General features: G+C 60.2%; 9 protein-coding genes and 1 pseudogene. All 10 read left to right on the forward strand.

What is annotated here, in order from left to right:
• On the forward strand, positions 1 to 885 hold an 885-nt coding region (locus tag WLY71_RS10220), incomplete at its 5' end, for a FecR family protein (RefSeq protein ID WP_347803462.1).
• A 122-nt stretch (positions 886 to 1007) separates the two neighbouring features.
• Entirely contained in the window at positions 1008 to 3572 is a 2565-nt protein-coding gene (locus WLY71_RS10225; protein WP_347803463.1) for a TonB-dependent receptor, read from the forward strand.
• Positions 3573 to 3686: 114 nt separating this feature from the next.
• Positions 3687 to 4295, forward strand: a complete 609-nt coding sequence (locus tag WLY71_RS10230; protein ID WP_347803464.1) for a biliverdin-producing heme oxygenase — start codon at positions 3687 to 3689, stop codon at positions 4293 to 4295.
• Between the two features lie 162 nt (positions 4296 to 4457).
• Positions 4458 to 4847 (forward strand): YbaN family protein, encoded by a 390-nt coding sequence (locus tag WLY71_RS10235; protein ID WP_347803465.1) that lies wholly within the window; start codon positions 4458 to 4460, stop codon positions 4845 to 4847.
• A 451-nt stretch (positions 4848 to 5298) separates the two neighbouring features.
• Positions 5299 to 6306: pseudogene (locus WLY71_RS31315) on the forward strand (methyl-accepting chemotaxis protein); the annotation flags it as partial.
• A 102-nt stretch (positions 6307 to 6408) separates the two neighbouring features.
• Entirely contained in the window at positions 6409 to 7164 is a 756-nt protein-coding gene (locus tag WLY71_RS31320; RefSeq protein WP_489685667.1) for a methyl-accepting chemotaxis protein, read from the forward strand.
• A gap of 129 nt (positions 7165 to 7293) precedes the next feature.
• Entirely contained in the window at positions 7294 to 8625 is a 1332-nt protein-coding gene (locus WLY71_RS10245) for a CoA transferase (RefSeq protein WP_347803467.1), read from the forward strand.
• A 663-nt stretch (positions 8626 to 9288) separates the two neighbouring features.
• Entirely contained in the window at positions 9289 to 10716 is a 1428-nt protein-coding gene (arcD, locus tag WLY71_RS10250; RefSeq protein WP_347803468.1) for an arginine-ornithine antiporter, read from the forward strand.
• Between the two features lie 35 nt (positions 10717 to 10751).
• A complete protein-coding gene (arcA, locus tag WLY71_RS10255) occupies positions 10752 to 12008 on the forward strand; it encodes an arginine deiminase (protein ID WP_347803469.1) in 1257 nt (418 codons plus the stop codon).
• Between the two features lie 71 nt (positions 12009 to 12079).
• A complete protein-coding gene (locus WLY71_RS10260; protein ID WP_347803470.1) occupies positions 12080 to 13090 on the forward strand; it encodes an ornithine carbamoyltransferase in 1011 nt (336 codons plus the stop codon).
• The last annotated feature ends 48 nt before the right edge of the window (positions 13091 to 13138 follow it).

The raw sequence follows: 13138 nt of genomic DNA on the forward strand, positions 1-13138 counted from the left end.
ATCGTGCTGGACAGTCCGAGCGAGGAACAGACCCGACAGTTTCACGACTGGCTGGCCGCCCATCCGTTGCATGCCGAGGCGTTTGCCAAGGCTCAGGCGATCTGGGAGGGCCCGCAGATCGCGCAATGCGCGCAAAGCCTGGCCGCCAGGCCGCCGAAAGCGACCGTCCTGTCGCGCCTGCGGCCCCACTGGAAACCCTTGGCCACCGCGGCCGTGCTGACTCTCGGATTGTTCAGCTTCAGCAACCTGCCAATGCGCCTGCAAGCTGATCACCTGACCGTGGTCGGTGAACGTCAACGTCTGCAACTGGAGGACGGCTCGAAAGTCCTGCTCAATACCAATTCGGCCTTTTCCAGCACCATCAACAATCAACAACGCGTTGCCCGTTTGTATCAGGGCGAGGCGTTTTTCGAGGTCGCGGCCAATCGCGGCCAGCCGCTGGAAATCGACGCCGGGCCGGTCAAGGCCAGCGTGCGGGACACCGCCTTTGCGGTGCGTTATCTGGACGGCGTGGCGCAGGTTCGGGTGCAGCGTGGGGATGTCGACTTGCGAGCGACCCGCGACGACGCGCGAATTCGATTGTCCGCCGGAGAAAGCGTCCGTATCGGCCCCAACGGTTTCGATCGCCCCGCCAGACTCGATGCCGCAACCGACCTAGCGTGGGTCCAGGGCCGACTGGTGTTCGAAAACTGCCCGCTGAGCCAGGTGCTGGCGGAGCTGCGTCGTTACTATCCAGGCTGGATCATCAACAACAACGAGCAGTTGGCCGACATCGCCGTCACCGGCAATTACCGCCTCGACCAGCCGTTGGACGTGGTCCGTTCGTTGGCCCACATCACCTCGGCGCGCCTCCAGGAATTTCCGGCGCTGGTGATTTTGAACTAAATGAGAATTATTTTTACTCGATAGCCAAACCCCGTACGTCTCGTTATAGCCAATGCAATTGATTCGCATCTTCAGATGCCAATCAGCACCTATAAAGATTCGTGCGACACGGAGCGCTATCGATGTCCTCTCGCCTTACCCGCCAACCTTCTTCACCTTCTCGCGTGCTGTCGCTGCTGACCGCCGCCATCCTGATGGCCGGCAGCGCGCAGCTCTGCGCCGCCACCGCTGCAGAGCAACCGACCCGCAACATGGGCGATTACGCGTTCGCCATCCCTCAGCAATCGCTGGTCTCGGCACTCAATGCCTTTACCGCCGTGACCGGTTGGCAGGTCGGCTTGCCGGCAGAACTGGCTGAAGGCGTGGCCTCGCCGGGCGTACGGGGTTCGCTGCCGCCAGAGAAAGCCCTCGATCGCCTGTTGGTGGGGACCAATCTGGGCTATCGCAAACTGGGCACCAACAACATCGTGCTGGAGAAGCGCAGCAACAGCAACGCGCTCAACCTGGACCAGGTGACCATCAGCGCCACCCGTCAGGAACAGGACGTGAACAGCGTGCCGAGCACCGTCACCGTCCAGACCCGCGAAGAGCTGGACCGCAACAACGTGAATAACATCAAGGATCTGGTGCGCTACGAGCCCGGTGTTTCGGTGGGCGGCGCCGGTCAACGCGCCGGCCTCACTGGCTACAACATCCGCGGTATCGACGGCGACCGCGTACTGACCCAGGTCGACGGTGTGCAGGTGCCCGACAGCTTCTTCAACGGCCCTTACGCCCAGACCAACCGCAACTACGTCGACCCCGAGATCGTCAAGCGCGTCGAGATCCTGCGCGGCCCGGCGTCCGTGCTCTACGGCAGCAACGCCATCGGCGGCGCGGTCAGCTACTACACGCTGGACCCGGACGACATCATCAAACCGGGCAAGGATGTCGGCGCACGCCTGAAAACCGGCTACAGCTCGGCCGACGACAGCTGGCTGACCTCCGGTACCGTGGCCGGTCGCACCGGCGACTTCGACGGCCTGTTGCACTTGAGTCAGCGCAATGGTCATGAAACAGAGTCCTACGGCGAAACCGGCGGCACCGGCCTGAACCGCACCGAGGCCAATCCCGAGGACGTGCGCACCACCAACGTGCTGGCCAAACTGGGCTGGGACTACGCCGACGATGCGCGTTTTGGTCTGACTTACGAGCACTACAAGGACGACCGCGACACCAACCAGCTAAGCGCGGTGGGCGGCCCGTTCAACGCAGGACGCGGTTTCGGCTTCTATAAATCCCGTACCGGCAACGACACCGTCACCCGCGAACGCTTCGGCCTGGAACACAGCTTCGGCCTGGACAGCGTCCTGGCTGACAACATCAAGTGGACGCTGAACTACCAGATCGCCAAGACTGACCAGAGCACCGAAGAAATCTACGCGCCGTCGCGCACCGTGCTGCGCAACCGCGATACCACCTACAAGGATCGCCAATGGGTGTTCGATGCCCAGGCTGACAAGTCGTTTGCCATCGCCGACACCGACCACCGCGTCACCTATGGCACCACCATCAAACAGGACAAAGTCACTGGCCTGCGTACCGGTAGCGGCACCTGCCTGACCGTGGCCGGCGCATGCCGGGTTATCGGTGCCCCGAGCGCCGCTGACACCCTCAAACCGGCCAGCGATTTCCCGGACCCGACCATCAACAGCTACAGCCTGTTCGCCCAGGATCAGATCAGCTGGGGCAACTGGACCTTCCTGCCCGGCGCACGCTACGACTACACCGAGCTCAAGCCGCACATCACCGACGAATTCCTGGTCACCGCCGACCAAAGCGGCAACGGTGTGGTGAGCGAGGACACCAAGACCTGGCATCGTCTGTCGCCAAAATTCGGCACCACCTATAGCTTCAACGACCACTACACCTGGTATGGCCAGTACGCCGAAGGCTTCCGCACACCGACCGCCAAGGCGCTATACGGTCGCTTTGAAAACCTGGCCGGCGGCTATCAGGTCGCACCAAATCCCGACCTGGAACCGGAAAAGAGCAAGAGCTATGAAACCGGCCTGCGCGGCCAGTTCGACGCAGGCACTTTCGATGTGGCGGTGTTCTACAACAAATACCGCGACTTCATCGACGAGAACGCCATCACGCCCGGCTACACCGAGACCACATTCCAGAGCAACAACATCGCTCACGCCACCATCAAAGGCGTGGAGCTCAAGGGTCGCCTGAATCTCGACAGCTTCGGCGCCCCGGCCGGTCTCTACACACAAGGTTCGGTGGCCTACCTGTATGGCCGAAATGATGACAGCGGCCAGCCGCTTAACAGCATCAACCCGCTGACCGGCGTGTTCGGCCTGGGTTACGACCAGGACAACTACGGCGCCCTGTTGAGCTGGACACTGGTCAAACGCAAGACTCGCGTCGACAGCACCAGCTTCAAAACCCCTGACGGCACCAGCACCCAATTCAAGACGCCGGGTTATGGCGTGCTCGACCTGGCCGGCTTCTACAAGGTGACCGACGACGTAACCGTCAACGCTGGCCTCTACAACCTGACCAACAAGAAGTACTGGCAGTGGGATGACGTGCGCGGTTACGACAGCGTCGGCGAAGCCTCGGTGACTCAACCGGCCAACCTCGATCGCCTGACCCAGCCGGGTCGCAACTTCGCGATCAATCTGGTCTGGGATATCTGACCCTGCCACCTCACTGCGCTGCTTTTAGAGAAGTGGCGCAGTGAGGTTTTTTTACTGTCAGGCGCCTGCTTATTCGTCTCGTTACCAAGCGCCTCTTTTTCTCAAGGACTTCTCATGACCACTCAGGACACTGCTCAACGCCCTGCTCTGCGTTCGCAACGTTTGAACCAGATCACAAACGAGCCTCACACCAAGCTTGATGCCTTGGTCAAAGCCCACGCACCGTTCGAAACCCAGGCCAACTTCGCGCGTTTCGTGGTAGCTCAGTATTTGTTTCAGTCGGAACTGGTGTCGCTGTACAACGATGCCGAATTGACCGCCATCGTCCCGGACCTGCCAGCTCGCTGCCGTGCTGAAGCGGCCAAGGCGGATCTGGCTGATCTGGAAACTGAAGTTCCGGCCCCCGTCGCCGGGGCGGTGAAGAATCCAACCAAAGCCGAGGCGCTGGGTTGGCTGTTCGTGTCAGAAGGTTCGAAACTTGGCGCGGCGTTCCTGATCAAGCGTGCTGTCGGTCTCGGCTTGAGCGAAACCTTTGGTGCCCGCCATCTCGGTGAACCGGCCGGTGGCCGCGCTGAAGGCTGGAAGAGCTTCGTCAAAAACCTCGACGGGCTGGAACTCAACGCACAAGAAGAGGCCGAGTTGGATAAAGGCGCTATCGACGCGTTCAACCGCTTCACTGTGTTGCTGGAACAGGCTTACGCCTCCACCCCTGAATTCGCCTGACGGAATGCATTCCCCTGTGGGAGCGAGCTTGCTCGCGATAGCGGCTTAACATTCAACAGAGATGTTGAATGGTAGATCGCTATCGCGAGCAAGCTCGCTCCCACAGGGTTTGAGCAGGTCTTCCAAATTCCGATCTTGCCTCTTTCGACCTCCCTTGAGTCCATGCCTGCCTCCTCAAAACTCACCCGAATCCTCTTCGGCCTGCTCGCCTACATCAGCCTGGGCATCGGCCTGATCGCCATCGTCGTACCCGGCCTGCCGACCACCGAGTTCATCCTGCTGGCCGCCTGGGCCGCAACCAAGAGTTCGCCGCGCTTGAGTGCCTGGCTGGAAAACCATCGGCTGTTCGGTTCCATCCTGCGCAACTGGCGCAACGGCAAAATCATCGCCCGCCGAGCCAAGGTCAGCGCCACCGTCAGCATGCTGCTGTGCGCCGGGTTGATGCTGGTGATGCTCGATCCTGGCTGGCCGATCTTTCTGGCGATTGCCGGCATGAGCCTGGGCAATCTGTGGATCTGGTCGCGACCGGAATCGCTGCCGACAATTTCCTGAATTTCTGCCCTTTTCAGGGCATTTTCCTGCGCAAACGTTCAACTATTACCGTTCGTCGGCTTTGCGCTCATGCAACCTGCGCCCCCGCCGATGTGCATTGAATGGCGCTGAATGGACTTGGCGAACCGGGTCGATCCCGACTCACAGCCAACACCTCATCCATTCGCGAGTTCGTCCCATGTTCGACTCTCTCTCCATCCGCCTGAAAATCGTCCTGCTGTCCGGTCTGTGCCTGCTGGGCGTGGTCGCCCTGATCGTCGGCATGAATATCTACCAGACCGATCAGAACGATGAACTGGTCAGCGCCTCCAGCAGCAAGATGCTCACCGCCAGCGTGCAGGACCTGCTCCAGGCCAAGGCCGCCGAGCAAGCGGTGCGGGTGCAGAAGACCTTCGGTGAAAGCCTGCTGGTGGTGACCGCCCTGGCCGATCAGATCGAGGACATGCGCAACATGGCGAGTAAGCGCTCCCTTGACGCCGGCGCCCTGCGTGAAGAGTTGAACCAGAGCCTGAAAACCGCCTTCGAGCGCAACAGCAAAGTGCTCGGCATCTGGCTGGCATTCGAACCCAATGGCCTCGACGGCAAGGACAGCGAGTTCGCCAACGATGCAGCTCGCCAATCCAACGAAGCCGGTCGTTTCGCCAGCTACTGGAGCCGTGCCGGCGGTGTCGGGATTAACACGATCATGGTCGAAGACGACATGACCAAAACCACCTTGAGCCTCAGCGGCACACCCTACAACAGCTGGTACACCTGCCCTCGCGACAGCAAGCGCACCTGCCTGCTCGACCCCTATGCCGATACCGTCGCCGGCAAGGAAATGCTGATGACCACCATTTCCGTACCGCTGCTGGTGGATGGCAAATCCATCGGTGTGGTGGGTGTGGACATTGCCCTCGACGCACTGCAAGCGGCGGCTGTCGACTCCCAACGCGATCTGTTCAACAACGCCGGGCACATGTTGATCGTCTCCGGCAGCGGCGTGCTCGCCGGTTACAGCGTCGACGCAAGCAAGGTCGGTAAAAGCATCGGCGACACCCTGGGCGCAGACGGCAAGGACGTCCTGCAACTGCTCAGCGCCGGCACGCCGAAGATTCTCGAACAGGGCGACCTGATCCGCGCGGTGTACCCGGTTAGTCCGATTGCCGAGTCCAAAGCCTGGGGCGTGGTGATCGACCTGCCGAAACACGTGTTGCTGGCCGACTCGGTGAAGCTGCAAGCCGTACTCGATGACGCCCAGCAAAGCGGCACGATCAAAGCCGTTTTGGTGGCGGTGATTGCCGGTCTGGTCGGACTGTTGCTGATCTGGCTCACGGCGTCCGGCGTGACCCGGCCGATCAACAGCGTGGCCGAGATGCTCAAGGCAATTGCCAGCGGCGACGGCGACCTGACGCAGCGTCTGCACTACAGCAAGAAAGACGAACTGGGCGAACTGGTGAGCTGGTTCAACCGTTTCCTCGACAAGTTGCAACCGACCATCGCGCAAATCAAGCAAAGCATCACCGATGCGCGCGGCACCGCCGACCAGTCTTCGGAAATCGCCCGCCAGACCAGCGAAGGCATGCAAGTGCAGTTCCGCGAAATCGACCAGGTCGCCACCGCGTCCAACGAAATGAGCGCCACCGCCCACGACGTCGCCAACAGTGCCTCGAACGCGGCTAACGCGGCGAAGGGTGCCGACCAGTCGGCCCGCGACGGCATGCAGATCATCGAACGCAGCACCCGCGACATCAATCAACTGGCCGACGAAGTCAGTAAGGCGGTGACCGAAGTCGAAGCGCTGGCGGTCAACAGCGAGCAGATCGGCTCGGTGCTGGAAGTGATCCGCAGCATCGCCGAACAAACCAACCTGCTGGCGCTCAACGCGGCGATTGAAGCAGCCCGTGCCGGCGAGAGCGGTCGCGGGTTTGCGGTGGTCGCCGATGAGGTGCGCAACCTGGCCAAACGCACACAGGATTCGGTGGAAGAAATTCGCATCGTGATCGAACGCATCCAGACCGGCACTCGCGGCGTGGTTGCCACCATGCATTCGAGCCAGACCCAGGCCCACAGCAACGCCGGACAGATCCAGCAAGCGGTTAAGGCCTTGAGCAAAATCAGCGACGCAGTGACGGTCATCAGCGACATGAACCTGCAAATCGCCAGCGCCGCCGAACAGCAGAGCGCCGTGGCCGAAGAGGTCAACCGCAACGTCTCGGCGATCCGCACCGTCACCGAAACCTTGACCGGGCAGGCCACCGAGTCAGCGCAGATCAGCAGCCAGCTCAACTCCTTGACCACCCATCAGATGAAATTGATGGATCAGTTCCGGGTGTAACCCTCAAAAGATCGTCCGAACGCGGCCCGAACCTTCGTCAGCTCCTACACCGATCCCTGTAGGAGCTGCCGCAGGCTGCGATCTTTTGATCTTTTGATCTATGCTGCCCTCTCTCCCGGAGGGCCTTCGATGACTGATTTACTCACGTCCATTCAAGCCGCACTCGGCTTGCCTCACACCCAGGTCAAGTTCACCTCGAGCGGCGCCCTGCCCTCGGCGTTTGCCGTCACCGACCTGGCGTGCGCCAGCATTGCCGCTGCCGGACAGGCTGTCAGCGAATGGCTGCAGCAACAAACCGGTCGCTTGCCCAGCCTTGAGGTCGACCGCCGCCTGGCCTCTTTCTGGTTCGCCACGTCGATCCGCCCGTTAGGCTGGAGCGTCCCGCCGCTGTGGGATCCGGTCGCCGGTGACTACGCCACACAGGATGGCTGGATCCGCCTGCACACCAATGCGCCCCATCACCGCGCCGCTGCCGAAAAAGTGCTCGGCGCCTGTGCCGACCGTGCAGCGATGGCGAGCAAAGTTGCTCAATGGGCCAAAAGCGATCTCGAGCAGGCCGTGGTCGATGCCGGTGGCTGCGCCGCCGAGATGCGTAGCTGGGCGCAATGGCAGGCGCATCCCCAAGGTCAGGCGGTGAACGCCGAGCCGTTGATTCAGTTTGCCGACAACAGCAGCCAGCACACGAAAACATGGCATGGCTCGGTGGCCCAACCGCTGGCCGGGATCAAGGTACTGGATTTAACCCGAGTGCTCGCCGGCCCGATTGCCAGCCGCTTTCTCGCAGGCCTTGGCGCCGACGTTTTGCGTATCGACCCACCGACCTGGAACGAACCGGGAGTAGTGCCGGAAGTCACCCTGGGCAAACGCTGCGCACGCCTGGACCTGCACGACAAGACTGATCGCGCGGTGTTCGAAAGCCTGCTCAAGGACGCTGATATTCTGCTCCACGGCTACCGCGCTGACGCGCTGGAACGCCTGGGTTACGGCGTCGCCGAACGCCAGAAACTGGCGCCTGGCCTGATCGATGTCAGCCTCAATGCCTACGGTTGGAGCGGCCCGTGGCAGAACCGTCGCGGCTTCGACAGCCTGGTGCAGATGAGCAGCGGGATTGCCGAAGCGGGCATGCGATGGAAGAACGTGGATAAGCCGACGCCACTGCCGGTGCAGGCGCTGGATCATGCGACCGGATATCTGATGGCGGCTGCGGCGACCACGTTGCTGGGGTGTGGCGGGTCGGCCCGGTTGTCGCTGGCGCGGACAGCGAAGTTGTTGATTGAACAGGGCGCAGGTTCACACGAACCGCTACGGGCAGAGGATGAAAACGATCAGGGCATGTTGGTTGAGCAGACAACCTGGGGACCGGCGCATCGACTTCATGTGCCACTGAAAATCACCGGAACTCCGATGCAGTGGGCACTTCCTGCCGGGGAATTGGGTTCCCATCGCGCACAGTGGTGGTGACTTTTCGGACGCCTTCGCGGGCAAGCCCGCTCCCACAGGTTTAGCGTCGTGCTCATTACCGGCATCCGACACAAAAATTGTGGGAGATTCTATGTTGCAGGGGGACCCTGCGGTCTTAAACTCGGCTGGTATTCGCTCTGGTTTTTCGAAAACGTGCCGTGCTCCCCCTACAATCCGATGCTGCGCGAATACACCCCATCGACCACCGTTTCCATTCCAGCGACCGCTGGAAGACGAACGCCAGGGTCAGCATACCGACGGCAGTGATCGCCCAACGATTTAACTAAATAGTCAAACGGTAATAACGTTTACTGATTAATGGCCATTAACGTAATTTTATTTATAGCCAGTGCTTCTATCAGGCGCGTCTCAATAACAGTTTTGCGTGTTGAACCTAATAATTCAATTCTCAACTACACGCAAACGAGAAATTTGCGAAAACTCAAAAACAAACTAGCTTCAAAACTCCATGCGATAGGCATTATTTCTATTTGATCTGGCCGAGGCCTTTGGATAGGGCTTTCCAGCAGTACCGTTATGTTCGGTAAAAGTTCATAAGTCTTTCAATAATAATGGAATGTGCCTGCATTGATCCATGTCAGATGAGTGAATAACTAACAGAATTATTCTGTTGTCTCTCTTCTCCTGCATTGGAGTCATGCAATGTCTGAATCCCCCGGAAAACTGAAACTCGGTGCACTTGTTGCACTGGTGGTCGGCTCAATGATTGGTGGCGGGATCTTCTCTTTGCCGCAGAACATGGCCGCCAGTGCCGACGTCGGCGCGGTGCTGATCGGTTGGGCGATCACCGCCGTAGGCATGCTGACGCTGGCCTTCGTGTTCCAGACCCTGGCCAATCGCAAGCCTGATCTGGACGGCGGGGTCTACGCCTACGCCAAAGCCGGTTTCGGCGACTACATGGGTTTCTCGTCCGCCTGGGGTTACTGGATCAGTGCTTGGCTGGGCAACGTCGGTTACTTCGTTTTGCTCTTCAGCACCCTCGGTTACTTTTTCCCGATTTTTGGCGAGGGCAATACTGTCGCCGCCGTTATTGGCGCTTCGGTGCTGCTCTGGGCCGTGCATTTCCTGGTGCTGCGCGGGATCAAGGAAGCGGCGTTCATCAACCTGGTGACCACCGTCGCCAAGATCGTGCCGCTGGTCCTGTTTGTGCTGATCGCGATTTTCGCCTTCAAGCTGGACATCTTCACCGCTGACATCTGGGGCGTGAAAAACCCGGACCTGGGTAGCGTGATGAACCAGGTGCGCAACATGATGCTGGTCACCGTCTGGGTGTTCATCGGTATCGAAGGTGCGAGCATTTTCTCGGCCCGTGCGGAAAAACGCAGCGACGTCGGTAAAGCCACGGTGATCGGCTTCATCACCGTGCTGCTGTTTCTGGTGCTGGTGAATGTGCTGTCGCTGGGCATCATGACTCAACCGGAACTGGCCAAACTGCAAAACCCTTCGATGGCCGCGGTGCTGGAGCATGTGGTCGGTCATTGGGGCGCGGTGCTGATCAGCGTTGGCCTGATCATCTCGCTGCTCGGCGCGTTGCTGTCGTGGGTGTTGCTGTGCGCAGAGATCATGTTCGCCGCCGCCAAGGACCACACCATGCCGGCCTTCCTGCGCAAAGAAAACGCCAACCATGTGCCGGTCAATGCGCTGTGGCTGACCAACGCAATGGTCCAGCTGTTCCTCATCATCACACTGTTTTCCGCCAGCACTTACCTGTCGCTGATCTACCTCGCCACCTCGATGATTCTGGTGCCATATCTGTGGTCGGCGGCCTACGCGCTGCTGCTGGCGGTGCGCGGCGAGAGCTATGAAAACGCTGCCGCCGAACGCAGCAAGGACCTGTTCATCGGCGCCGTTGCGTTGATTTACGCGGTCTGGCTGATCTATGCCGGTGGCGTCAAATACCTGCTGCTCTCCGCCCTGCTCTATGCCCCCGGCGCGATCCTGTTCGCCAAGGCCAAGCTTGAAGTCAACAAACCGGTTTTCACCAACGTCGAGAAGCTGATTTTCGCCGCAGTCGTCGCAGGCGCCCTGGTGGCGGCCTACGGGCTGTATGACGGCTTTCTGACCCTGTAACACCTGATTGTTTTGTCATCTGGAGGATCACTGTAATGACCACGGAAAAAGTTAAGTACGGCGTACATTCCGAAGCCGGCAAACTGCGCAAAGTCATGGTTTGCTCCCCCGGCCTGGCCCACCAGCGGCTGACCCCGAACAACTGCGATGAACTGCTTTTCGATGATGTGCTGTGGGTTGCCCAGGCCAAGCGTGACCATTTCGACTTCGTCAACAAAATGCGTGAACGCAACATCGACGTGCTGGAAATGCACAACCTGCTGACCGACATCGTCGCGATCCCCGAAGCGCTGGACTGGATTCTGGAACGTAAGGTCACCGCCAATTCGGTCGGCCTTGGCCTGATCAATGAAGTCGGTTCGTGGCTGCGCAGCCTGGAGCCGCGCAAGATTGCCGAGTTCCTGATTGGCGGCGTCTCTGCCGATGACCTGCCGGACAGCTTCGGCGGCAAGACCATCCAGATGTTCCGCGACTTCCTCGGCCACTCCAGCTTCATTCTGCCGCCGCTGCCCAACACCCAGTTCACCCGCGACACCACCTCTTGGATCTACGGTGGCGTGACGCTGAACCCGATGTACTGGCCGGCGCGCCGCCAGGAAACCTTGCTGGCCAGCGCCATTTACAAATTCCATCCGCAGTTCACCAACGCCGACTTTGAAATCTGGTACGGCGACCCGGATCAGGAACACGGCAGCGCCACCCTCGAAGGCGGCGACGTGATGCCAATCGGTAATGGCGTGGTGTTGATCGGTATGGGCGAACGCTCGTCCCGTCAGGCCATCGGCCAACTGGCGCTGAACCTGTTCAAGAACAAAGCCGTGGAAAAAATTATCGTCGCCGGCCTGCCGAAGTCCCGCGCGGCGATGCACCTGGACACCGTGTTCAGCTTCTGCGACCGCGACCTGGTGACCATCTTCCCCGAAGTGGTGAACCAGATCGTCGCCTTCACCCTGCGCCCTGACGAAGGCAAACCGGGCGGCATCGACATCCGCCGCGAGGAAACCAACCTCCTCGACACCGTGGCCCAGGCACTCAACCTCAAAGCCTTGCGCGTGGTGGAAACCGGCGGCAACAGCTTTGCCGCCGAACGCGAGCAGTGGGACGACGGCAACAACGTGGTCGCCTTGGAGCCCGGCGTGGTGATCGGTTATGACCGCAACACCTACACCAACACCCTGCTGCGCAAGGCCGGCGTGGAAGTCATCACCATCAGCGCCGGTGAACTGGGACGCGGGCGTGGCGGCGGCCACTGCATGACCTGCCCGATCATTCGCGACCCTATCGACTATTAATTCTGGTGCCCGGCTTCACGCTTACAACGCGTGAAGCAGGCGGATAACCGAAACTTAAGGAGATCCACATCATGGCTTTCAACATGCGTAACCGCAGCCTGCTCTCGCTGATGCACCACACCACTCGCGAGCTGAATTACCTGCTGGACCTGTCCCGCGACCTCAAGCGCGCCAAATACACCGGCACCGAGCGTCCGCACCTGCAAGGCAAAAATATCGCGCTGATTTTCGAAAAGACCTCGACCCGCACCCGTTGCGCGTTCGAAGTGGCGGCTCATGACCAGGGCGCCCATGTCACCTATATCGACCCGGTGTCGTCGCAGATCGGCCACAAGGAAAGCATGAAAGACACCGCCCGCGTGCTCGGGCGGATGTTCGACGCCATCGAGTACCGTGGCTTCGAACAGGAGATCGTCGAAGAGCTGGCCAAGTTCGCCGGCGTGCCGGTGTTCAACGGCCTGACCGCTGAATTCCACCCTACGCAAATGATCGCCGACGTGCTGACCATGCGCGAACACAGCGACAAACCGCTGCATGACATCAGCTACGCCTACCTCGGCGACGCCCGCTACAACATGGGCAACTCGCTGCTGATGATTGGCGCCAAACTGGGCATGGACGTGCGCATCGCCGCACCGAAAGCGTTGTGGCCGCATCAGGATTTCATTGATCAATGCAAGGGCTTCGCCGAAGAAAGCGGCGCACGTATCACCATCACTGAAGACCCGAAAGAAGCGGTCAAGGGCGTGGACTTCATCCACACCGATATCTGGGTGTCGATGGGTGAACCAGTGGAAGCGTGGGACGAGCGCATCGAGCAACTGCTGCCGTACCAGGTCAACGCGAAAATGATGAAAGCCTCGGGCAACCCGCGGGTGAAGTTCATGCACTGCCTGCCGGCGTTCCACAACAGCGAAACCAAGGTCGGCAAGGACATCGCCGCGCGGTATCCGCACCTGGCCAATGGCGTCGAAGTGACTGAAGAAGTCTTCGAATCGCCGGCCAACATCGCCTTTGAGCAAGCGGAAAACCGCATGCACACCATCAAGGCGATCCTGGTGTCGGCGTTGGCGGATATCTAAAGGCTCACCCGGCGCCCCCTTGTAGGAGCCGGCTTGCTGGCTCCTACA

The organism is Pseudomonas rossensis (assembly GCF_039888995.1).
Classification (GTDB): domain Bacteria; phylum Pseudomonadota; class Gammaproteobacteria; order Pseudomonadales; family Pseudomonadaceae; genus Aquipseudomonas; species Aquipseudomonas rossensis.

Bases quoted from the DNA above. Each gene is read 5' to 3' on its own strand.
- arcD (WP_347803468.1), top strand. From the start codon at position 9,289: ATGTCTGAATCCCCCGGAAAACTGAAACTCGGTGCACTTGTTGCACTG.
- WLY71_RS31320 (WP_489685667.1), top strand. From the start codon at position 6,409: ATGCAAGTGCAGTTCCGCGAAATCGACCAGGTCGCCACCGCGTCCAAC.
- WLY71_RS10225 (WP_347803463.1), top strand. From the start codon at position 1,008: ATGTCCTCTCGCCTTACCCGCCAACCTTCTTCACCTTCTCGCGTGCTG.
- WLY71_RS10245 (WP_347803467.1), top strand. From the start codon at position 7,294: ATGACTGATTTACTCACGTCCATTCAAGCCGCACTCGGCTTGCCTCAC.
- WLY71_RS10235 (WP_347803465.1), top strand. From the start codon at position 4,458: ATGCCTGCCTCCTCAAAACTCACCCGAATCCTCTTCGGCCTGCTCGCC.
- arcA (WP_347803469.1), top strand. From the start codon at position 10,752: ATGACCACGGAAAAAGTTAAGTACGGCGTACATTCCGAAGCCGGCAAA.
- WLY71_RS10260 (WP_347803470.1), top strand. From the start codon at position 12,080: ATGGCTTTCAACATGCGTAACCGCAGCCTGCTCTCGCTGATGCACCAC.
- WLY71_RS10230 (WP_347803464.1), top strand. From the start codon at position 3,687: ATGACCACTCAGGACACTGCTCAACGCCCTGCTCTGCGTTCGCAACGT.